Here is a 22,638-nt window from a genome sequence, read left to right as displayed (position 1 = left end):
TCATCCAGGTCTGACCCTTGCGGGCTATTTGATGCATGAAGCATGATGCCTGCACTATCCGATGAGGGGTTCACATGCGACTCACGACGACGGTGGCCCTGGGGATCACGGGCGCCACCCTGGTCTCCGCCGCCGGCTGTTCCACGGCGTCCTCGGCCGACGACACCATCAAGGTGGGCGTGATCCAGGAGGCGACCGGAAGCTACGCCAACTACGCCAAGCAGTTCACGGCGGGCTTCAAGGCCGGTCTCGACCACGTGACCAAGGGCACCGGGAAGCTCGGCGGCCGGAAGGTCGAGGTCACCTACGTCGACAGCGGCGGCGGCGCGGCCAAGGCGATCTCCCAGGCCAAGGAGCTGATCGGCAAGGGCGCGAAGTTCATCGTCGGCCCGGTCGACTCGGGCATCGGACTCCAGCTGGCCCCGCTCGCCCAGCAGAACAAGGTCGTCTTCATCCCGTCCGGATCGACCGACAAGCTGACCGGCGCGAACGACTACACGTTCCGGGCCAGCATGCAGACCTGGCAGCAGATCGCGACCACCGCCAACTACCTGGGACTGAAGGGCAAGCGAGTCGTGCTGCTGGGCCAGGACAGCACGTTCGGCCAGACCTACGGCCAGACGCTGAACGCCTACCTGGAGAAGGAGGGCCTGCCCAAGCCCGCCGCCTCGATCTCGGTCCCGATGGGCGCGCAGGACTTCACGCCGTTCGCGATCAAGGTCAAGTCCGCGCGGCCCGACGTGCTCTTCGTCGCGTTCGCCGGCACCGGCAAGGCGCAGATGTTCCAGGCGCTCGACGAGCAGGGCGTGCTGGACAGCGCGAAGGCGACCGCGGAGCTGCCCCTCACCGGCGAGTACGCCGCGTTCGGCCATTCGGCGGGCAAGATCGTCTACTACGCGCGCTACTTCCCCGGCGCGGTCAACAGCGCCGAGGACACCGCGCTCATCGACGGCGCGAAGAAGAACGGCGGCCCGAACGAGCAGATCAGCGTCAACGGCTTCACCACCGCCCAGATGATCGACCGGGCCGTCGGCCAGGGCGGCACGGACGTCGGGAAGATGACCACCGCGCTGGAGGGCTGGAAGTTCACGGGGCCGAAGGGCGACTTCGAGATCCGCGCCTCCGACCACGCCATGCTCCAGCCGATGCTCGTCGCCAAGCTCGTCAAGGACGGAGCGAGCTGGAAGCCCGAGCTGGTCAAGGCGCTCGGCCCGAACGACACCGCGCCGTCGGCGGCGAAGTGACCGGCACGCGCGCAGCCGACACCGGCGACACCGGCGTCGCCGGCGGCACCGGCGTCGCCGCTGGGTCGGGAGTGAAGGCCGCGGTCGCGCTTCAGACCGAGGGACTGACGTTCCGGATCGGGTCGGCCGTCATCGTCGAGGACGTCTCGCTGTCGGCGCGGCAGGGCGAGCTCGTGGCGGTGATCGGGCCGAACGGAGCGGGCAAGACCTCGCTCTTCAACCTCATCAGCGGCGTGTATCGCCCGACGGGCGGCACGGTGCGGCTCGGCGAGCGGGACATCACCCGGTATCCCGTTCACAGGCGGGGCAGGCTCGGGCTCGGCCGCACCTTCCAGGCCTCCAGCGTGTTCCCCGCACTGCCCGTTCTGGAGAACGTGCGGCTTGCGGCCAAGACGCACCTCGGCGGGGTCATGAACGTTCTGCGCCGGGCGGGGCGGGACTCCGCGGCCGACGGCGTCGCGCACGACTGCCTGGAGCGCGTGGGCCTCGCGTCACGTGCGAGCGATCTCGCCGGGTCGCTGTCGCACGGCGACAAGCGCAAGCTGGAGCTCGCCCTCGTGCTCGCCCAGGACCCGGCCGTGATCCTGCTCGACGAGCCGATGGCGGGGATGAGCGCGGAGGACGTCCCGGAGCTCACCGAGCTCATCGGCGAACTGCGCGCCGACCGCACCGTGCTGCTGATCGAACACCACATGAACGTCGTACTGGGGCTGGCCGACCGGGTCGCGGTGATGCACCACGGCAGCCTCCTGGCGTTCGACACCCCGGAGAAGGTCATGGCCAACGAGACCGTTCAGACCGCCTACCTCGGAGAGCCGCTATGACGGCCTCTCCTCCCACCCCACTGCTCGAGGTGGCGGACCTGCACGTGCGGATCGGCGGCTCGCACATCCTGCAGGGCATCGAGTTCGGCGTCGCCCGCGACGGCGTCACCGCGCTGCTCGGCCGCAACGGCGTCGGCAAGACGACGACGCTCAAGGCGATCATGGGGCTCGTGCGGGCGACCGGCGACATCAGCCTCGACGGCACGCCCATCAACGGCACGCGCACGTTCTCGATCGTGAAGCACGGTGTGGGCTATGTGCCCGAGGACCGCGAGGTGTTCGGCGGGCTCACCGTCGAGGAGAACCTCCGGCTCGCCGAGCTCGGTGAACGCGGCGCACACGACGACTTCGTCTTCGGGCTGTTCCCCGAGCTGAAGAAGCGTTCGCGGCAGCAGGCCGGGACGCTGTCGGGCGGGCAGCAGCAGATGGTCGCGCTCGCCCGCGTACTGATCAACGACCACCGGCTGCTGCTGGTCGACGAGCCGACCAAGGGCCTGGCGCCCAAGGTCGTCGGCGAGGTCGCCGAGGCCCTGCGCCGCGCCGCCGAGGTCGCCACGCTCGTGCTGGTCGAGCAGAACATCCAGATCGTCCGGGCCATCGCGCGCGACGCGATCGTCCTCGACCACGGCCAGGTCGTGCATACCGGCAGTGCCGCGGAACTGCTCGCCGACGAGGCGCTGACGCGGCGGCTGCTGGGCGTCGGCCGTTCCGAGGGGGCGGTCGCGTGAGCACGGTCGTTCTGCTGACCATCACCGGGCTCGCGCTCGGCGCGCTCTACTTCCTCATCGCGGCGGGGATCTCGCTGGCGTTCGGCCTGATGCGGGTCCTGAACTTCTCGCACGGCGTCTTCCTGACCATCGGCGCGTACGCCGGATACCTGGTCGCGGGCGACGGCGAGCCCGGCACCGGCCGCTTCGTGCTGATGCTGCTGGCCGGAACGCTCGCGGGCGCGGCGGCCGCGGTCGTCACCGAGCTACTGCTGATCCGCCCGCTGTACGGGAACGAGCACGCGCAGCTCCTGGTGACCGTGGGCCTGTCGTTCGCGCTCGTCGCGCTGCTGGAGGAGACCGCCGGCAGCGATCCGCGCGGCTACCACTCCCCCGGCTGGGCGACCTCCACGGCGAAGATCGCCGGCAGCTCGATCCGCGGCAACCGCTTCCTCGCCATCGTCGTCGCCGTCCTGGTGCTCGCGGCGCTCATGGCGTTCCTGCGGCGCACCCGCTACGGCCTGATCATCCGCGCCGGGGTCGAGAACCGCGCGATGGTGACCGCGCTCGGCATCGACGTGCGGCGCGCGTTCACCCTGGTCTTCGCGCTGGGCGGCGCGGCGGCGGGCCTCGGCGGCGTGATCGCCGGTTCGTACTTCGGCCAGGTCCAGCCGCGCGTCGGCACCTCGCTGTTCATCTTCGCGCTGATCGTCATCGTCATCGGCGGCCTCGGCTCCCTCGTCGGGACGGCCGTGTCGGCGGTGATCGTCGGTCTTCTGCAGCAGTTCCTCAACTACTACGCCACGGGCGTCGGGGACCTGTCCGTCCTCGCCCTGCTCGCGCTCGTGCTGCTCACCCGGCCCGCAGGGCTCTTCCGGAGCGTGACCCAATGACGACCAGAAAGGCCGCGCTCGGCGGGGCCGTCCTCATCCTGCTCGCGGTGCTGCCGTTCATCCCGGTCGGGGTGCAGGGCCTGCTTCCCGGGCCGTTCAGCACGTCGGGCACGCTGCAGCTCATGGCGTTGTGCCTGGTCTTCGGGGCACTGGCGCTGACGTACGACCTGCTGTTCGGGCACGCGGGGCTGCTCTCGTTCGGCCACGCGCTCTACTTCGCGCTCGGCGTCTACGTCTGCAACATCGTGATCACCCACGGCGGCCTGTCCTTGATCCCGGCCGTGCTGCTCACGCTGGGCGTCGGCGTGGTCGTCTCCCTCGCGGTCGGCGCCCTCAGCCTGCGGGTGAAGGGGATCGCGTTCGCGATGGTGACGCTGTCGTTCGCCCAGGCCGCCTCCGTGCTCGTCCTGCTCGACCCGGGCGACTACACCGGCGGCGAGGAGGGGCTCGGCCTGGACACCGCGAAGATCCCGCAGGCCTTCGTCGGGGTCGCGAACACCCGCAACCTCTACTGGCTGTCGTTCGGCCTGCTGATCGTGGTGTACGGCCTGGTCCGCTGGACCGCCTCGTCCGAGCCGGGCCGCGCGGCGAAGGCGCTGCGCGAGAACGAGCAGCGCGCCACGGTCCTCGGCATCGCCGCGTTCCCCGTCCGGCTGCTGCTGTTCACGGTCGCCGGAACGCTGGCGACGCTGTGCGGCGTCGCCTATCTCCTGGTGATCGGCAGCTCCACCCAGCAGATCAGCGACGCGCACTTCAGCCTCACCGTGCTGGTCATGGTGGTCCTCGGCGGGCTCGGCAGCCGCTGGGGCGTGGTCGCGGGCGGCGTTCTCTACCACTTCCTCGACGACCGGCTGACCGCCCTCGCCACGACGTCGTTCGTGCACGACCTGCCCGCCCCGCTCCGCGCGCCGCTCTCGCAGCCGCTGTTCCTGCTGGGCGTGGTCTTCATCGTGGTCGTCCTCTTCCTGCCGGGCGGCATCGCGGGCGCGTTCGGCCATCGCAGCCATCAGGCCGCGGCGATCGAGTCCCTGGCCGGTCGTTTCCGGCGAGGCACGAGGCAGCCGACATAACTTGCCGTCATAACACCCGCTCCATCGGCGGATTGTGATGATTTTCGACTGGTTCGGTCCGCAGGCTGGGCTGGTTCGCCGGCCCGGCCGGGCGGGCTTGACCGGAGGGATTGCCACCACCGACCGGCACGGTTAACGTACGGTCGATTGATAGGAAACCTTCCTATAAATCGCCCTCGGGGGACCTCAGCCTGTCCGCGTCTCCTCGCTGGGAGCGACCATGGGACGACATCTCCCCTCCATCATCCTCACCTCGCTCTGCGCGCTCCTCCTCGCCCTGCTCGTGCCGCTCGGCGCGCACGCGGCCGGCACGGCGACCGCCACGTTCACCAAGACCTCCGACTGGGGGTCGGGTTACGAGGGCAAGTACACGATCACCAACGGCACCACCTCGGCCATCAACGGCTGGAAGGTCGAGGTCGACGTCCCCTCCGGCACGTCCATCGGCACGTACTGGGACGCCCTGCTCGCCAAGTCGGGCCAGCACGCCACGTTCACCAACCGCGACTACAACGCGACCATCGCCGCGGGGGCCTCGGTCACGTTCGGCTTCGTCGCCAGCGGCTCCGGCGCCCCGACCAACTGCACCCTGAACGGCGCCTCCTGCTCCGGCGGAACGACACCACCACCCGGAGCCCCCGGCACACCCGGCACCCCCACCGTCACAGCCAAGACCGACACGTCCCTTAGCCTCTCGTGGTCCGCGTCCAGCGGCACAGTCACCGGCTACCGCGTCTACGAAGGCACCACAGTCCGCGCAACCACCACCGCCACGAACGCCACCATCAGCGGCCTGGCCACCTGCACGTCCCACACCTACACGGTCAAGGCGTACAACACCGCAGGCGAATCCCCCGCCAGCGGCTCGGTCAGCGGCACCACCACGGGCTGCACCACTCCCCCGCCCGCGAGCAAGCGCGCCGCCCCCTACCTCTACGAAGGCTGGGGCGACCCGCCCAACCCGGTCACCGTCATGAACTCGACCGGCATCCGCTGGTTCACGATGGCGTTCATCCTCTCCAGCGGCGGCTGCAACCCCGCCTGGGACGGCAGCCGGCCCCTGCAGGGCGGCGTCGACGCCCAGGCCATCTCCCAGATCCACGGCGCCGGCGGCGACGTGATCCCCTCGTTCGGCGGCTGGAGCGGCAACAAGCTCGGCCCCAACTGCCCCGACTCCACCTCCCTCGCCGCCGCCTACCGCAAGGTCATCGACGCCTACGGCCTCAAGTCGATCGACATCGACATCGAGAACACCGACGAGTTCGAGTCCGAGGCCGTCCAGGACCGCATCCTCGGCGCCATGAAGATCATCAAGCAGAACGACCCGAGCATCCAGACCATCCTGACGTTCGGCACCACCACCACCGGCCCGAACTACTGGGGCAACCGCCTCATCCAGCGCGCCGCCGCCCTCCAGGCCAACGTCGACGTCTTCACCATCATGCCGTTCGACTTCGGCGGCGGTAACGACATGTACGGCAACACCGTCAACGCCTCCGAGGGCCTCAAGAACTCCCTCAAGTCCTCCTTCGGCTGGTCCGACGCCACCGCCTACTCCCACATGGGCATCTCCGGCATGAACGGCGCCTCCGACCAGGGCGAGCAGACCACGCCCGCCATCTGGACCCAGATCCGTGACTGGGCCAAGTCCAAGGGCCTGGCCCGCCTGGCCTTCTGGTCCGTGAACCGAGACCAGCCCACCTTCGAGTTCACCAAAATCACCGCCGGCTTCTAACCGACTGATCTCCCCGGTGGGCGACCAGCCCGTCCACCGGGGACAAGCCGAACCCCCCACCCGCATCACATATGTAGTCGATAGCGTACGTAGGGTGAAGTTCTTCAACACTGCGGGACCATGCGACCCCAGCAGGCATTACATGCTGGCATCGGAGCCGAGGCTGCCCAGAGCGCGTGAGCTGGTGAACGACAGGCTGAGCTTCGTCCTACAGGGCCCACGCCAGACAGGCAGGACCACCACGCTCGAAGGGCTCGCCCGCGACCTGACTGCCTCCGGCGACTACTTGGCGATCAGGTTCTCCTGCGAAACCGGCGCGACAGCAGGCGAAGACACTGCCCGTGCGCAGGCTGCCGTACTGGGTGTGATGCGCAACGCGGCGATGGGTACCAAGTTGCCGCCGCACTTCATGCCGCCCAGTTCATGGCCTGCAGCGACACCCGACCGCATGCTCATAAGAGCTCTGCAGACCTGGGCCGAGCGATGCCCTCGTCCACTCGTGCTGTTCTTCGACGAGATCGACACGCTGTGCGGCCAAAGCCTGATCACCGTGCTGCGACAGTTGCGCGACGGGTACGCCTCGCGGACCTCGCGACCGTTCCCCCGCTCTGTCGCGTTGTGCGGCCAACGGGACGTGCGCGATCACGTCAACATCAAGGCCGAGTCATTGCGGCTTGACGACTTCACCTTCGCCCAGGTCGCGCAGTTGTACGCACAGCACACCGGCCACAGCTTCACCGATCAGGCCGTGCAGTGGGCATATGAAGCCAGCCAGGGCCAGCCCTGGCTGGTCAACGCCCTCGCCCACGAGGTCACTCGAAAGGTGACATCCGAACTGATCACCGACCGGCACATGGAAGAGGCCGTCGAACGCCTCATCGTTGAACGCGTCACCCACCTGGACGCACTCCTCACCGACCTTCATGAGAAGGACGTGCGGAACGTACTCGAGCCGATGGTCGCGGGCACTGAAGCGCCCAGTAACCCCTACGGCCTCCCCTTTGTTCGCGACCTCGGTCTGGTCACCCGCACCGGGCCATTGCGAATCGCCAACCCGATCTACCGTCAAGCGATCATCCGAGCCTTGAGCCGATACGTCGAAGATCGCGTAGAGATCGACCCGTCTGCCTTCGTCCTGCCCGACGGCCGACTGGACGTGCCCAGACTCCTGGAAGAGTTCACGCAGTTCTGGGTGGCCAACGGCGAGATCCTGGACGCACGGGAGACCTACCACGAGGCGGCCTGCCAGCTCGTCTTCATGGCGTTCCTGCAACGCGTCGTCAACGGCGGCGGTCACATCGACCGCAAGTACGCCATCGGCCGCCGCCGTGTCGACATCACCGTCCGCAAACCCTTCACCGACGCCGACGGCAAGCGGGCCGTCCAATGGACCGCGATCGAGCTGAAGGTCTGGCGCCAAGGCGGCAGCGATCCCCTCGATGAGGGTCTGGCACAGCTAGACGCCTACCTGGACCGTCTGGGCCTCAAGACCGGCACCCTCGTCATCTTCGATCGACGCCCCGACGCCGCACCGATCCACGAACGCACCGCCACCATCACCGCCCAAACCCCCTCCGCCCGCGAGATCACCCTCATCCGAGCCTGAGCCCGCCATACCTGCGGTGCGTCATTCGTTGAGATCTGTGTTCTGTTGGAATTGGGCGGCTATCTCGAGTGGGATGTGGCCGGGCTCGTTGACCTTGATGCCGCGTGCTTTCGCCCAGGCGCGGATGTCGCCGCTGCGACGACGGGCGGGGTCGCGTTCTTCGGGTGAACGGCGGTCCACGGCCGCCAGGACGGGAGTCGAGGCGTCGCCGGTGACGTGGAGCAGGTTGTTGTGTTGGGCGTTCTGAAGAGCGGCGTCGATGTCCTGCTCCGAGGCCAGGAGGCGCTCGGCCAGGTCCGTTTTGGCGGTGGCGCCGGGCGACCAGAGTGCCGTGGCGACTAAGCCCATGGCCAAATCGTCAGCTGTGGTCCGGGTGAGGCAGCGGGGCGGTTCGGGGGCGCCGGACACCGGCCAGAACCGCAGCAGCCAGGTCCTTCCGGCGGCGTCTGAGCGGCAAATGCGTACGCGGTAGAGGCCGGGCCGTCCCAGTCTCACTCGGCCCTGTGGTCCGTCGGTGGTGACCTGGGTGAGCCTTACGCCTAGACCTGCGGTCAGGAAGGGCGACTCCATCACGTTCTGCCAGCTGTCCTGGTCTTGGGCTGGCGGTACGGGTTTGTCGTGCGCCTGCAAGGTGACCTGGCTGGGCTCGCCCGTGATGCCGTGCAGCCAGCCGTTACCTGCGAGCGCGATGTCTGGCGGGCAGGCGGCGAAAGCGTGCTCGTGCAGGAGATCCAAGTTCAGGTAGGCGAGCTCGGCGGGAAGAGGCGCGGTCCATGGGCCGCCTCGGATGACCAGGGTGCTGAATTCCGGCCGATAGTCGTCATTTGTATATGCGTCCAGGAGCGCCACGGACCAGACGGTAACGGGCGGGGTGTTGTTAGGTACACCGCTGGATGGGGTTTGAGTCCATGGAGTGGTGGGTGGGGGGCTTTTAGCGTTTCGGGCATGACAATCGTGCGCGCTGGAGTGGCGCTGCTGGGGACGGGGCTTGTGGTCGCGTCCGGTGTTCCGGCTCACGCCGGGGTTAAGCCGCCTGTGAGGGGGGCGGTGGTTTCTGCTGTACGGGTGGCGCATATGTCGCCTGAGCAGGTGCGGAAGTATCTGCACGAGGAGAGTTCTACGTTCGACTCGCCTTCGGCTCGGTATGGGGTCGACACGTATCGGGTGGTGTATCGGACGGTGTCGGTCACGGGGCGGCCTACTACGGCCAGTGGGGTCGTCTCGTTGCCTGCGGGTGGGGGGAAGCGGCTGCGGGCGGTGAGTTTTACGCATGGGACTCATGCGGCTCGGTCGATCGCGGGGTCGGTGGCGGCGGACGGGCAGAGCCGGGTGGCGGCGATTCTGTTCGCGGGGGCGGGGTATGCGGGGGTCGCTCCGGACTATCTGGGGCTGGGGCTCGGGCCTGGGTTCCATCCGTACGGGCATGCGGGATCGGAGGCCAGTGCCTCGCTGGATCTGCTGCGGGCGGCGAGGACGGTGGCGGGCTCGCATGGGCGGACGCTGGAGCCCAGGGTGTTCGTTACCGGGTTCTCGCAGGGTGGGCAGGCTGCCATGGCGCTTGGGCGCGTGCTGCAGGGCGGGAAGGATCGGTATCTGCGGCTGGGGGCGCTTGCGCCTATCAGCGGGCCGTACGATCTGCGGCGCGCGGAGATTCCGGCCGCGCTGAATCCGAAGAGCGGGCTCGATCAGAGGACTTCGGTCTTCTACCTGTCGTATGCGATTACGACGTGGGATCGGCTGTATGGGCTGTACGGGTCGCCTAGTGCGGCTTTCAAGCAGCCTTATGCGGGGCGGATGGAGAAGCTGTTCGATGGGCGGGGGGACTTCGAGCAGATCAGTCCGAAGCTACCGACGCGGGTCTCTGATCTGCTGACGCCTCGGTATCGGCAGTGGCTGCTGCATCCGTCGGGGAAGCTGGCGCGGGCCATGAGGGACGCGGACGGCACCTGCGACTGGAAGCCGCAGGTGCCGGTGCGGTTGTACGGGGCGAGCGGGGATGAGCAGGTGGCCTACTCGGACACGAGGAGTTGCGTTCGTGCCTTGCGTGCGCATGGGGTGCGGCCTCAGGTTGTGGACTTCGGGCCTAAGGCTCGGCATTTCACGACGATGTACGTGGGCCTGCCGGGGGCGCTTCGGTGGTTCGGCACGCTGAAGTGAGCTCCTTACATCGGGTCGACTTCGGTTAGGCCCTCCTCGCGGTCCATGTTCAGCCAGCGGGTGATGCCGATGGTGCGCAGGAACGGGAGGTCGTGGCTGACGACGATGAGGGCGCCCTGGTAGGCCTCCAGTGCCTGGGCGAGTTGGCGGGCGCTGGCCATGTCGAGGTTGTTGGTCGGCTCGTCCATCAGCAGGAGCTGAGGGGCGGGCTCGGCCAGCAGGAGCGATGCGAGTACGGCGCGGAAGCGTTCGCCTCCTGAGAGGGTGCCTGCGGGCTGGTCTGCCCGGGCGCCGCGGAACAGGAAGCGGGCCAGGCCGGCGCGGATCGCGTTGAGCGAGGCGGACGGGGCGAACGCTCGGACGTTGTCGACGACGGTCAGGGAGTCGTCCAGGACGTCCAGGCGCTGTGGGAGGTAGCGGACGCCTTCCACGCCGATTTTGGTGGTGAGGTCGTCGGGGGTTGATTCGCCGATGAGGGCCTTCAGGAAGGTTGTTTTTCCTGAACCGTTGGGGCCCACCAGGGCGATTCGTTCCGGGCCTCGGATGATGAGTTCTTCCCGGCCGGTGACGGTGAGGACGGTACGGCCCGCGGGTACTTCGGTGGCGGGCAGCTCCACGCGGATCTCCGCGTCCTCGCGTACGGCGGCTTCGGCGTCGGTCAGGCGGTCTCGGGCGCCGGAGAGCCTCTCTTCGTGCATGAGGCGGTGCTTGCCGGCCGAGACCTGGGCCTGGCGCTTGCGTTCTTGCATGATGATTTTGGGCTCACGCTTGTTCTCCATCATCTTGTTGCCGTAGCGGACGCGACGGGCCAGCTTGATCTGCGCTTCTTCGAGTTCGCGCTTCTGCTTGCGCAGGTCGCTCTCGGCGACGCGGACCATGCGTTCGGCGGCCTCGCGCTCCACGGCGAGGAGTTCCTCGTAGGCCGACAGGTTTCCTCCGAACGACCTGACAGCTCCTTCGCGCAGGTCGGCGATCTCGTCGACCAGGTCGAGCAGCTCGCGGTCGTGGCTGACGATGACCAGGACGCCCGTCCAGGAGCGCACGGCGTCGTAGAGACGGCGGCGGGCGTCCAGGTCGAGGTTGTTGGTCGGCTCGTCGAGGAGGAGGACTTCGGGGCGGGCGAGGAGGAGGGCGGCAAGGGCGACCATGACCGTCTCGCCGCCGGACAGGGTGCCCACCGTGCGGTCCAGGTCCAGGTGGTCTAGGCCCAGCCGGTCGAGTTCGGCGCGGGCGCGTTCCTCCACGTCCCAGTCGTCGCCCACCGCGGCGAAGTTCTCCTCGGTGGCCTCGCCGCGTTCGATGGCGTGGAGCGCGGCGCGGGTCGAGGTGATGCCGAGCAGGTCGGAGACAGTACGGGCGGCGCCCAGCGGGAGGTTCTGCGGCAGGTAGCCGATCTCCCCCGCCACGCTGATCGTGCCCGCGCCCGGGCGCAGCTCCCCCGCGATGAGCTTGAGCAGGGTGGACTTGCCGGAGCCGTTCACGCCGATCAGGCCGGTGCGGCCCGTGCCGAACGCGGCGTCCAGGCCGTCGAGCACGGTGGTGCCGTCCTCCCAGGCGAACGAGAGGTCTTGGCAAACGATGGCAAATGACATGGAGGGTCCTCCGAGACGCGTCGAAATGATCAAGAGACACGTGGAGACACCGCGGAGCTCACCTGAGCTGGGGTCCGCTGAGATCGCATGCGCGGGCCGTAAGAAGGCCACGGGCCAGAAAGGGCCACTGCGCGGTGCCTGCGATCTCAGTTCTTCAAAGGACTCCCCAGACGGGTGGCGATAAGACTCTCGTAGGCTACCCGACGCCTTAACGCGACACAAGTGGCGTTTGGCACATGGGGCCGGGGAATACGCAGCGGCCCCGCACCCGGGTGGGTGCGGGGCCGCGTCGAACGTGACGGTCAGGCGCCTCGGAGGGCGGCTCCGGTGCGTTCGGCGGCGGTGGCCACGGCGGCGTCGCGGGCCTGCGTGGTCTCCTCGGCGGTGAGCGTGCGGTCCGGGGCGCGGAACCGCAGCGTGTAGGCCAGGGACTTGCGGCCCTCGCCCACCTGGTCGCCGGTGTAGATGTCGAACAGGCGGATCGACTCCAGCAGGTCGCCGGCGCCGTCGCGGAGGGCGGTCTCCACGTCGGCGGAGGGCACCGAGCCCTCGACGATCAGCGCGACGTCCTGTGTGGCCACCGGGTAGGTGGACAGGTGGCGGGCGCGGACCGTGCGGGGCTCGCCGAGGCGGCGCAGCTCCAGCTCCATCGCGCAGGTGCGCGGCGGGAGGCCGTACGCCTTGATGACGCGCGGGTGCAGCTCGCCCGCGTGGCCGACGAGGGTCTCCCCCACGTACAGCGCGGCGCAGCGGCCCGGGTGCCAGGGCGCGTGCTGGTCCGCCAGGATGGTGAGCTCCACGCCGACCTCGGCGGCGACGCTGCGCGCCGCCTCGATGGCGTCGGCCCACAGCGCCGGGCGGCCCTCGCCCCACCAGCCGGAACGTTCGCGTTCCCCCGACAGCACGGCGGCGACCCGCTCGGGCTGGTCGGGCAGCGCGGCGTCGACCGAGGCGATCTCCTCGGGCGTCGGGCCGCGGTCGACCGCGAGGCGGGGCGCGGCCTTGGGCGCGTCCGGGCGCGGCCGGTAGACCAGGCCGAGCTCGAACAGCGCCACGTCGTTGAAGCCGCGGCCGACATTGCGGGTCAGCGCCCGCAGCAGGCCGGGCAGCAGCGTCGTGCGCAGCAGCGGCTCGTCCTCCGACAGCGGGTTGGCCAGGCGCAGGGCCTTGCGGCGGGCGTCGTCCGCCGGGAGCTGCAGGTCGTCCCAGTCCTTCTCGCCGGTGAACGGGTAGCTGAGCGTCTCCACGTAGCCCGCGCCGGCCAGGGCGCGGCCGATGCGGCGGCGCAGCCGCTGCTGGGTGGTGAGGCCGGCGCCACCGGTCGGGCGCGGCGCGCGGGCCGGGATGTTCTCGTAGCCCTCGAGCCGGATGACCTCCTCGGCGAGGTCGTTCGGGTCGGTGAGGTCGGGACGCCAGGTCGGCGGCGTGACCACCAGCGGGTCGTCGCCGGCGACCGTGCAGCCGACCTGCTCCAGCCGCCGTACGACCGTGTCGCGGCCGTACGTGACGCCCGCGACCTTGTCGGGGTGGTCGGCGGCGATCGTGACGGTGGCGCGCTCGACCGGCGCCTCGGCGTGCGTGACGCCCGCGACGATCTCGGCGCCGCCGAGCTCGGCGAGCAGCCGCGCGGCGCGGTAGGACGCGTACAGCGGGAGCTCGCGGTCGACGCCGCGCTCGAAGCGGTAGGACGCCTCGCTGTGCAGCTTGTGACGGCGCACCATGCGCGCGGTGCCGATGTCGTCGAAGTGCGCGGCCTCGATCACCATGTCGGACGACTTCTCGTCGATCTCGGTGTTGAGGCCGCCCATCGTGCCCGCCATCGAGATCGGGCCCGACTCGTCGGTGATCAGGATGTCCTCGGCGTCGAGCTTGCGCTTGACGTGGTCGAGGGTCTCCAGGCTCTCGCCCGCCCGCGCGCGCCGTACGACGATGGGGCCGGTCAGCTTGCCGCGGTCGAACGCGTGCAGCGGCTGGCCGAGCTCCAGCATCAGGTAGTTGGTGACGTCCACGGCCAGCGACACCGGGCGCATGCCCGCGCGATGGAGCCGGGTCTGCATCCACAGTGGGGTCTGCGCCTCGGGGTCGAAGCCGCGCACCTCGCGCAGCACGAACCGGTCGCACGCGGTCGGGTCGGCGATGCTCGCCGGGTACACCTCGGCGGTGCCCGCGGGCAGCTCGACGGCGGCCGGGTCGGTGAACGGCAGGCCGTAGGCGGTGGCGGCCTCGCGGGCGATGCCGCGGATCGACAGCGCGTAGCCGCGGTCGGGCGTGACGGCGATGTCGAGCACGTCGTCGCGGATGCCGAGCAGCTCGATCGCGTCCGCGCCGATCTCCGGCTCGCCCGGCAGCACCAGGATGCCGCTGTGGTCGTCGCCGATGCCGAGCTCGGTGACCGAGCAGATCATGCCCTCGGACAGGTGCCCGTACGTCTTGCGCGCACCGATCTCGAAACCGCCCGGCAGAGCGCCGCCGGGCAGGATCGCCACGATGCGGTCGCCGACCTTGAAGTTGGTCGCGCCGCAGACGATGTTCTGCGGCTCGCCGGTGCCGTTGGCCTGGCCGACGTCGACCTGGCAGTAGCGGATCGGCTTCTTGAAGCCGGTCAGCTCCTCGATCGCCAGGACCTCGCCGACCACCAGCGGGCCCCTGATGTCGGCGCCGGCCTGGTCGACGGTCTCGACCTCCAGGCCCGCGTCGATCAGCTTGGCGGCGAGCTCGCGGCCGGTGACGCCCGCCGGCAGCTCGACGTACTCACGCAGCCAGGAAAGCGGGGCGCGCATCAGATCTCCGTTCCGAACGGAAGGGCGAAGCGCACGTCACCCTCCACCATGTCGCGCATGTCCTCGACGCCGTGGCGGAACATCAGCGTCCGCTCCACGCCCAGCCCGAACGCCCAGCCGCTGTAGCGGTCGGCGTCGATCCCGGCGGCGACCAGCACGCGCGGGTTGACCATGCCGCAGCCGCCCAGCTCGATCCAGCCCTCCGAGCCGCAGGTGCGGCACGGCGGGGCGCCGAGCTCGACGGAGGCGCCGCGGCACACGAAGCACTGCATGTCGACCTCGGCCGACGGCTCAGTGAACGGGAAGTAGGACGGGCGCATCCGCGTCTTCAGTCCCTCACCGAACATGCCCTTGACGAACGCGTCGATGCCGCCGCGCAGGTCGGCCATCGTGATGCCCTCGTCGACGACCAGGCCCTCCAGCTGGTGGAAGACCGGCGTGTGCGTAGCGTCCAGCTCGTCGGTGCGGAACGTGCGGCCCGGGACCACCACGTACACCGGCAGCTCGCGCGTCAGCAGCGACCTGACCTGCACTGGCGAGGTGTGCGTGCGCATGACCAGGCCGGTCTCCTCCGCCTCGACGAAGAAGGTGTCCTGCATCGTGCGGGCCGGGTGGTCGGGCTTGAAGTTGAGTGCGTCGAAGTTGAACCACTCCGCCTCGATCTCCGGCCCCTCGGCGACCTCGAAGCCGAGCGACACGAAGACGTCGGCCATCCGGTCCTGGAGGGTGGTGATCGGGTGCCGGGCGCCGCGCGGGGCGCGGTCCCAGGGCAGGGTGACGTCGACGGTCTCCTCGACGAGGACGCGCTGGTCGCGTTCCTCCTCCAGCTCGGCCTGGCGGGCCTTCAGCGCCTGGGAGACCGCACCGCGGGCGGCGCCGATGCGCTTGCCCGCCTCGGCGCGCGCCTGCGGCGGCAGCGCGCCGATCTCGCGGTTGGCCAGCGCCAGCGGCGAACGGTCGCCGGCGTGGGCCAGGCGGACCTGCTTCAGATCATCGAGACCCGTGGCCCCGGCGATGGCCTCAAGGGCCTCGTCGCGGGCTCTGTCGAGCTCTTCCGGCTGCAAGGAGGACACCTCGACAGGGTCGTAGGACTTGTTGGGTGCAGACATGGTGGTAGTGACAACTCCGGTCGGCGTGGGACGCCCGAAAAAAGCCGACGTGATCGTGACTCGGTCGGCATGGGACGCCCGGTGGGCAGTCTAGTGGGCGCAGCGACAAGATCCGGAAAAGCCCGCCGACGTGGGATCCCGTGAGGGAAGGCTCAGGACTGGTAGTCCGGCCCGCCGGCGGGCACGGTAAATCGGAACTCGGCGCCGCCACCGGGCGCCCGCCGTACCGTGATCGTGCCGCCGTGCGCCTCGACCAGGCCCTTCACGATGTAGAGCCCGAGGCCCGTACCGCCGCGGCGGTTGCCGCCGGGACCGCGCCAGAACTGCCGGAAGACGCGCTGGGCGGCCTCGGGCGGGATGCCCTCGCCCTCGTCGCGCACCGACACCGCGGCCCCCTCCTTGTGTGCGTCAGGCTCCATCACGATGGTGACAGTCCCCGCGCCGTGCCGCACCGCGTTTTCCACCAGGTTGCCGACGATCTGGTCGATCTTGTCGGGGTCCAGCCACAGCTCGGGGAACTCGCCCCGGACCTCGAAACGGAACCGGTCCTCGGGGTCCCCGGCCGCGATCCGGCCCGCGATGATCTTGCGGACCTCCTCGGCGAGGTCGACCACCTGGCGGTGCATCTCCAGCCGGCCCGCCTCGATCCTGGACACGTCCAGCAGCTCGGTGATCAGCCGGGTGACCCGGTCGGCGTCGGCGTTGACGGTCTCGAGCATGACCCGCTTCTGGTCGTCGTTGAAGCGGGTCCACTTGGCCAGCAGCGTCGCGGTGAAGCCCTTGACGCTGGTGAGCGGCGAACGCAGCTCGTGCGCCACGGTGGAGACCAGGTCGGCCCGGTCGCGCTCCTGGCGGGCGCGGTGGGCGGCGTCGCGCAGCGAGACGGTGAAGCGCACCACGCGCCCGTCCTCGTCGCGCCGGTAGCCGGCGGTGACCAGCAGCTCGGTGCCGCCGGTCATGTACAGCGAACGCTCGGGATGGCGGACGCGGGTGACCAGGCCCTCGTACGGCTCCAGGCACTTCCACCAGTCGCGGCCCTCGGCGTCGTGCAGCGGCAGCACGTCGCGGAAGTCGCGGCCGAGCGCGCCCGCCGCGTCGATGCCGGTGATCCTGGCGGCGGCGGCGTTGAAGACCAGGACCTTGCCGTCGGGCCCGGCCACCAGCAGCCCATCGGGCAGGTCGTCAGGCTCGTGCGGGGAGTCCACTCCACCCACAACGGCCTCCAGAACACCGGTGAAAACGCCGCCTGTCGGAACGAACTCTATCTGCCCGCGGGCACCTTGCGGGACCCGGAAAACTCCCTACGGCAAGGCTTTTATGACCATCACGCCCAGATGACGCTCCCGAGGAGGTCAGCCGCGGGCTAGGTGGCGGGCGAGTCGGCAGGTGAACCGGCGGTCTGGGCGAGCGCCTCCTCCACGCCGGCGTACAGCGTGAAGACGTTGAGCAGACCGGTGATGACCAGCAGCCGCCGCTGCGCGGGGCGCACCCCGGCGAGCGAGATCGAGCCGCCGTGGTCGGTGCTGCGGTTGTGCGCGGCGACCAGCACACCGATGCCGGTGGCGTCGCAGAAGTTCACTCCGCTGAAGTCCACCACGATCGAGCGGTGACCGGCGGCGTCCAGCTCGCGCAGCTTCTTGCGCAGCGCGTCGGCGGTGTTGAGATCGATCTCCCCCGAGATCGCGGCGACCACCGTGTCGCCATGGGGCCGCACGTCGATGTCCAGCCCGGTCTGCTCCCGTTCGGCGGGCATGTCCGCCTCCTCGGCGCCGGCGGAACCGGCGGGCGTGGATTGCATCGTTCCGGCACGGCATCGGACGGCGAGGCGCCCAGGCGCCCGCGCCGTCTTCCTGTCGTCGGTCATCACAGTCGCCCCCACTCTGCACGGCGTCATCGCCGCCCTCGCCAACACCGTAAGCGTGCGTTGAGATGCGGAAATCCGCCGCCGGGTTGGTATCCCGCTCCTCCTCAGGAACGAGCCGGACGCGCCCGCCTCCCCAAGCGGCGCATCCGTAGAACGCTCATCATCCCAGGTCAAGCGGCGCAAAAAGACGCTGAACGCGTCCGCAAGCGGCCAACAGCGGGGGAACTCTGGGGTAACGGTTCGCGCGCCGGACTCGGGTCTCGCCGAGCGACTCGTCAGGTGACTCGTACCAGAGGACCAGACGCGTCAGACGCGCTGGGCGCGCGCCGAGGCGTACAGGCACACTGCGGCGGCGGTGGCCAGGTTGAGGCTCTCGGCGTGGCCGTAGATGGGCACACGGATCACGTCGTCCACGTGCTGCAGGATCTCCTCGGGCAGGCCCCAGGCCTCGTTGCCGAACACCCAGGCGGTGGGCTCGGCGAGCGTGCCGTCGTCGAGCGCCTCGTCCAGCGTCCGCTTGCCGGCGCCGTCGGCGGCCAGCACCCTCAGCCCGGCCCGCTTGAGCTCGGGGATCAGGACGTCGAACCGGGGCCCGGTCACGACCGGAAGATGAAACAGGCTCCCCGCCGAGGCGCGCACGCACTTGCCGTTGTACGGGTCGACGGAGGCGTCGGTGAACACCACCGTCTCCGATCCGGCCGCGTCGGCGGTCCGCAGGACGGTGCCCGCGTTGCCGGGGTCGCGTACGTGCGCCAGAACGGTCACCAGCTTCGGCCCGGACTCCAGCGCGGACTCCAGCGGCGCGTCGATGAAGCCGCAGACGGCCAGCAGCCCCTGCGGGGTCACGGTCTGCGCGAGCTCGGCCATGACCTCGCCGCTCACCCGCAGCACCGGCACGCCCGCCTGTTCGGCGGCCTGCACCAGCTCGGGGTGGCGCGACTCGGCCTCGGCCGTGGTGAACAGCTCGACGAGGCCGCCGCGGATCTGCAGCGCCTCGCGTACGGCCTGCGGGCCCTCGGCCAGGAAGCGGCGCTCGCGGCGCCGGAACGCGCGTTTGGCGAGCCGCCGAGCGGCCTTGACCCGAGGTGAACGGATCGAGGTCAGCTCGCGGCCCGCCATGCGCTGTGTCGCCTGTTCGCCGTGGATGGAGCTCAGGCCGCCTCGCTGCCCTCGGCGGGCAGCGCGTCCTGGGCGACCTTGACCAGCGCGGCGAAGGCCTCGGCGTCGTTCACGGCCAGCTCGGCCAGCATGCGACGGTCGACCTCGACCTCGGCGGCCTTCAGACCCTGGATGAACCGGTTGTAGGTCATGCCGTTGGCGCGGGCCGCGGCGTTGATCCGCTGGATCCACAGGCGGCGGAACTGGCCCTTCCGGTCCTTGCGGTCACGGAAGGCGTAGGTCATGGAGTGGAGCTGCTGCTCCTTGGCCTTGCGGTAAAGGCGCGACCGCTGGCCGCGGTAGCCGCTCGACCGCTCCAGGACGACCCGACGCTTCTTGGCGGCGTTGACCGCCCGCTTCACGCGTGCCACGTGATGAACTCCTTCGTGGGGGCCGGGGCCTCGGGCCTCGGCCGGTCGTTTGGATGGGGTCTGGCGGCGCTTACTTGCGCAGCAGCTTCTTGATGTTCTTGGCGTCGGCCGGGGACACCACGACGTTGCCGTCCAGGCGCCGGGTCCGCTTGGTCGGCTTGTGCTCGAGCAGGTGGTTCTTGTTGGCGCGGCGGCGCATCACCTTGCCGGAGCCGGTCAGCTTGAAGCGCTTCTTGGCACCACTGTGGGTCTTGGTCTTCGGCATGGTCGCCGTCGTCTCCCTCTACTCCTGGACCCCCGGCTCGTCTCGCCGAAGGCGCGCCTGATCGGACGCATCCCACGGGTCACGTGGTAACGCGCCTGGTCAGGCTCAATGTACGTGCGTCACGACCCTGCCAAAGCAAGATCGCATCAACCTCCGGCCGCCTCATCGGGCTGGATGCGGCGGCCGCGGCCCGGCCGGGCCGTCAAGTGTCAGGCGTCGGCTTCGGCTTCGGTCTCCGCGGCGCGGGACGCCGCGCGCTCGGCCTTGGCCTCGGCCTTCTTCTTGTGCGGACCGATCACCATGATCATGTTCCGGCCGTCCTGCTTCGGACGGGACTCGACGAAGCCGAGCTCCTCGACGTCCTCGGCCAGCCGCTGCAGCAGCCGGAATCCGAGCTCGGGGCGGGACTGCTCACGACCACGGAACATGATCGTGACCTTCACCTTGTCCCCGGCCTTCAGGAACCGCACCACGTGACCCTTCTTGGTCTCGTAGTCGTGCGGGTCGATCTTCGGGCGGAGCTTGATCTCCTTGATGACCGTGTGCGCCTGGTTCTTCCGCGCTTCACGCGCCTTCATCGCTGACTCGTACTTGAACTTCCCGTAGTCCATGAGCTTGGCGACGGGCGGGCGCGCGGTCGGCGCCACCTCGACCAGGTCGAGGTCCGACTCACGCGCGAGTTCAAGGGCCTTGGCGATGGGCACTATGCCCACCTGTTCGCCGTTCGGGCCGACGAGACGGACCTCGGGCACGCGAATGCGGTCGTTGATACGCGGTTCGGCGCTGATGGGACCTCCTTGGGGCCGGATCTCTAAGTCTCTGACCGGTCGTACCCCGGGCCCTTCACGCGAAAAGCCCCGCACGACTCGCATGCAGGGCCACCTTCGGTCGCCTCGGGACCAATGGCCGCCGAGGACGAAGCGACGTGAAACACCTGACGGCGATCACGTTGCCGGACCGAGACCCACCGGCTGTCAGCCGGTCAGGTGGGAGGTGGCCTCCGCTTGAGCGCCCCGCCCGGGCATCCGCGAGGACATCCGTACAGGGCCGGTCGACTACCAAGACTATCACCTGGTAGGCCATGGGGAGAACGCACGCCGCGCCAGCGCGGTCGCAGCGTGCGCAATACCGATCATCTGAAGTGTTCCAACGACCCTGCGGCCCGTTCCATTCCCGGATCGCAAGGCTTCTTCAAGCCTTGAGTCCCGGGCCCCAGGCCCTCAGTCCTCGGAGAGGACGATCACGCGGTCGCCCTCGCCGAAGGTGACCGGCTGGGTCTTGTCCGGGTTCAGCACGACGCCGTAGGTCGGCGGCTCCTGGGCGTGGGCGGCCACCCGGTAGCCGATCGCGACGTCGCCGCCGCGTCCGGCCGACTCCACGACCGAGTGGAAGTCCATCTGGACCCCCGGGGTCACGTAGTCCTCGGCGGGCTTGAGGTAGATCTCCGAGCCCTCCGGCTTGAAAAGGTCGGCGAAGACGGCGGCCAGGTGCCGGTTCTCCGACAGCTGGGTCATGAGCAGGCTGAGCAGCTGGCCGCTGACGATGAAGTCATCGGCCTGGGTGACCTGGGCGAGCTTGCGGTTGCGGTCGTCGCTCATCTCGCTGACGATCGAGTACCGCTGGCCGGTCTCCTGCTGCATCTGGCGCAGGTGCAGCAGCGTGATGAGCGCCCGGCTGTCGGCGTACTGGACGTCGGTCGCGTCGTAGCAGAGTACGATCATGTGGTCGTAGGAGCCGACGTCCAGGGCGTCCAGCGCGGCGCGGTCATCGGTGTCGCCGAGCCGGAAGCTCAGCGTGAGGTGCTCCAGACCCGGCTTGATCTCGTCGAGCTCGATCTTGGCGTCGGGACAGTCGGCCACGATGTCCAGGCTGGAGTTCGGCGTCACGTACTCGTCGAACTGGCGGACAATGTTGGCCGCGCGGCGGTTCCAGCCGAGGATCAGCGTCCGGGAGGGCCGTGGGTCGCGGCGCCGGACGGGGATGATCCCCTCGTCGCTGAGCACCCCGTCCCAGGCGCCGGTCACGACCGTGTCGTTGTCCTCGGAGATGGCGATGATCTGGTCGCCCTCGTCGATGACCGAACCGATCGGCGGGTTCAGCTGGGTGGTGCCGTCCGCTCGCCGCAGGCCGATCACCGACGAGGTCGGGTAGGCGTGCAGCGCCTCACCGAAGGTCTTGCCGACCAGGGACGGCTCCGTGGACATGTAGATCTCGTCGCCGGCGAAGTCGAGCAGGTCCTGGTAGACCACCGACAGCCCGGACTGGCGGGAGGTCTGCACGACGAGCCTGGCGGCGATGTCGTCGGCGTCGACCAGCACGGTCTCCGCGCCGCCCGCGAGCTGGACGGCCGCGCGGTTGCGGGCGTCCTGCACCGTGGCCACGATGTGGTACGGCTCCTTCCGGCGAGTGGGGCTGTTGGTGATCGCCAGGAGCGTCTTGGTCACGTACGCGTCCGGCGCGTCGCCGGGCGGGGTCAGCACGATGATCGACCGGGCCGTCTGCGGGCTCACGATGTCCAGGTCGCCCGGGTCGATCGGGTTGCCACTGCGGCAGACCACCCGCGTGTTGCGGGTGTCCCCGACGAACTTGCGGATGTCCTCTTCCATCTCGACGCGGTCGCGGTCGGCGAGAACTGCGACCCGCCCGCTCCGCTCGCTGGAGTTGGCCTCGACCAGCTCGGAGATGATCGGATAGATCTGCTCCGACCAGCCGATCAGCACGGTGTGGCCCTTCTCCAGCACCGCCGAGCGCCCCTTGCGCAGCTCGGCGATCTTCTTGTTGACGCCGGAGGTCAGCAGGCTGATCAGGGTGCTGGCGAAGAACAGCCCGGCCAGGGCCAGGGCGATGACCAGGAAGCGGTAGGGCAGGCTGCCCTCGGCGGCGTCACCGAGCTTGAAGGTGTTGACCGTGCTCTTCCAGATCTCGCTCAGCGCGTGCCCGAAGCTCGTCGGCTTGGTGTCGAAGACGGAGATCAGGGCGCTCAGGCTGACCACCAGCGCGAGCGACACCACGGCCAGCCAGCCGATCAGCGCCGGAGTGCCGCGCGACATCGTGTTGTCGAACCAATAACGCAGTCGCTGCCGCGGCGTAGGCCCACTCATGAGATCTCTCCCCCCGAAAACCGTCCTGCCAACCGATCATGTCGGATCAAGATCAATAGCATCCCCACGGCGGGGTCAATCTTGTCCTCGCCCCCCGTTGACCTGCTGTTTTATGGCGGTACCCCGCCTTCATATGCGCAAATCCCAGCGACTGCCCCCACT

Annotated in this window: 19 protein-coding genes; 8 read left to right on the top strand and 11 right to left on the bottom strand. The window is 69.4% G+C overall.

Features of this window, described 5'->3' with window-relative positions; all coding sequences use genetic code 11:
• The first annotated feature begins 74 nt into the window (after positions 1–74).
• The 7 genes from J4573_RS37345 (at position 75) to J4573_RS37315 (ending at position 8,079) form a co-directional block, all read left to right on the top strand.
• The gene (locus tag J4573_RS37345; RefSeq protein ID WP_208260816.1) at positions 75–1,244 is read left to right on the top strand and encodes an ABC transporter substrate-binding protein; all 1,170 of its coding nucleotides are present in this window, start codon (positions 75–77) and stop codon (positions 1,242–1,244) included.
• Complete coding sequence (locus tag J4573_RS37340; protein ID WP_307797205.1) at positions 1,241–2,068, top strand: ABC transporter ATP-binding protein; 828 nt, start codon at positions 1,241–1,243, stop codon at positions 2,066–2,068. Before J4573_RS37345 ends, J4573_RS37340 begins: the two co-directional genes overlap by 4 nt.
• Positions 2,065–2,796, top strand: coding sequence for an ABC transporter ATP-binding protein (locus tag J4573_RS37335; RefSeq protein WP_208260815.1), 732 nt, complete (start codon positions 2,065–2,067; stop codon positions 2,794–2,796). The genes J4573_RS37340 and J4573_RS37335 overlap by 4 nt, the downstream gene beginning before the upstream one ends.
• The gene (locus J4573_RS37330) at positions 2,793–3,668 is read left to right on the top strand and encodes a branched-chain amino acid ABC transporter permease (RefSeq protein ID WP_208260814.1); all 876 of its coding nucleotides are present in this window, start codon (positions 2,793–2,795) and stop codon (positions 3,666–3,668) included. The genes J4573_RS37335 and J4573_RS37330 overlap by 4 nt, the downstream gene beginning before the upstream one ends.
• On the top strand, positions 3,665–4,738 hold the full coding sequence (locus J4573_RS37325; RefSeq protein WP_208260813.1) for a branched-chain amino acid ABC transporter permease: 1,074 nt from the start codon (positions 3,665–3,667) through the stop codon (positions 4,736–4,738). Before J4573_RS37330 ends, J4573_RS37325 begins: the two co-directional genes overlap by 4 nt.
• A 220-nt stretch (positions 4,739–4,958) precedes the next feature.
• Entirely contained in the window at positions 4,959–6,473 is a 1,515-nt protein-coding gene (locus J4573_RS37320; protein WP_208260812.1) for a cellulose binding domain-containing protein, read from the top strand.
• Positions 6,474–6,567: 94 nt separating this feature from the next.
• On the top strand, positions 6,568–8,079 hold the full coding sequence (locus tag J4573_RS37315) for a hypothetical protein (protein WP_208260811.1): 1,512 nt from the start codon (positions 6,568–6,570) through the stop codon (positions 8,077–8,079).
• 21 nt (positions 8,080–8,100) lie between these two features.
• Here J4573_RS37315 and J4573_RS54560 read toward each other — a convergent pair whose 3' ends face one another.
• Positions 8,101–8,928, bottom strand: coding sequence for an Lsr2 family DNA-binding protein (locus J4573_RS54560; RefSeq protein WP_243774170.1), 828 nt, complete (start codon positions 8,926–8,928; stop codon positions 8,101–8,103).
• A 480-nt stretch (positions 8,929–9,408) separates the two neighbouring features.
• On the opposite strand from J4573_RS54560, the gene J4573_RS37305 reads away from it, so the two are divergent.
• Positions 9,409–10,236, top strand: coding sequence for a dienelactone hydrolase family protein (locus J4573_RS37305; RefSeq protein WP_208260810.1), 828 nt, complete (start codon positions 9,409–9,411; stop codon positions 10,234–10,236).
• A 5-nt stretch (positions 10,237–10,241) separates the two neighbouring features.
• On the opposite strand, the gene J4573_RS37300 is transcribed toward J4573_RS37305, so the two are convergent.
• From J4573_RS37300 to J4573_RS37255, 10 genes are all read right to left on the bottom strand, one after another.
• Positions 10,242–11,828 carry an ABC-F family ATP-binding cassette domain-containing protein gene (locus J4573_RS37300; protein WP_208260809.1) on the bottom strand — a complete coding sequence of 529 codons (1,587 nt, stop codon included), beginning with the start codon at positions 11,826–11,828 and terminating at the stop codon, positions 10,242–10,244.
• Between the two features lie 302 nt (positions 11,829–12,130).
• Positions 12,131–14,608 (bottom strand): phenylalanine--tRNA ligase subunit beta, encoded by a 2,478-nt coding sequence (pheT, locus tag J4573_RS37295; RefSeq protein WP_208260808.1) that lies wholly within the window; start codon positions 14,606–14,608, stop codon positions 12,131–12,133.
• Positions 14,608–15,717, bottom strand: coding sequence for a phenylalanine--tRNA ligase subunit alpha (gene pheS / locus J4573_RS37290; protein ID WP_208260807.1), 1,110 nt, complete (start codon positions 15,715–15,717; stop codon positions 14,608–14,610). Before pheS ends, pheT begins: the two co-directional genes overlap by 1 nt.
• Before the next feature lie 152 nt (positions 15,718–15,869).
• On the bottom strand, positions 15,870–16,931 hold the full coding sequence (locus J4573_RS37285) for a sensor histidine kinase (RefSeq protein WP_307797203.1): 1,062 nt from the start codon (positions 16,929–16,931) through the stop codon (positions 15,870–15,872).
• A gap of 149 nt (positions 16,932–17,080) precedes the next feature.
• Positions 17,081–17,581, bottom strand: coding sequence for an STAS domain-containing protein (locus J4573_RS37280; protein ID WP_208260806.1), 501 nt, complete (start codon positions 17,579–17,581; stop codon positions 17,081–17,083).
• Between the two features lie 306 nt (positions 17,582–17,887).
• On the bottom strand, positions 17,888–18,700 hold the full coding sequence (locus tag J4573_RS37275) for a TrmH family RNA methyltransferase (RefSeq protein ID WP_208260805.1): 813 nt from the start codon (positions 18,698–18,700) through the stop codon (positions 17,888–17,890).
• 32 nt (positions 18,701–18,732) lie between these two features.
• A complete protein-coding gene (rplT, locus tag J4573_RS37270; protein ID WP_208260804.1) occupies positions 18,733–19,110 on the bottom strand; it encodes a 50S ribosomal protein L20 in 378 nt (125 codons plus the stop codon).
• Positions 19,111–19,180: 70 nt separating this feature from the next.
• Complete coding sequence (gene rpmI / locus J4573_RS37265) at positions 19,181–19,375, bottom strand: 50S ribosomal protein L35 (RefSeq protein WP_208260803.1); 195 nt, start codon at positions 19,373–19,375, stop codon at positions 19,181–19,183.
• A gap of 209 nt (positions 19,376–19,584) precedes the next feature.
• Positions 19,585–20,238: a translation initiation factor IF-3 gene (infC, locus tag J4573_RS37260; RefSeq protein ID WP_372442973.1), complete on the bottom strand. Its 654-nt coding sequence runs from the start codon at positions 20,236–20,238 to the stop codon at positions 19,585–19,587.
• 357 nt (positions 20,239–20,595) lie between these two features.
• Positions 20,596–22,476, bottom strand: a complete 1,881-nt coding sequence (locus tag J4573_RS37255; protein ID WP_208260802.1) for a CASTOR/POLLUX-related putative ion channel — start codon at positions 22,474–22,476, stop codon at positions 20,596–20,598.
• Between the last annotated feature and the right edge of the window lie 162 nt (positions 22,477–22,638).

It is taken from the genome of Actinomadura barringtoniae (assembly GCF_017573505.1).
In the GTDB taxonomy this organism is placed as follows: domain Bacteria; phylum Actinomycetota; class Actinomycetes; order Streptosporangiales; family Streptosporangiaceae; genus Spirillospora; species Spirillospora barringtoniae.
This window is presented reverse-complemented; position numbering and strand designations above follow the sequence as displayed.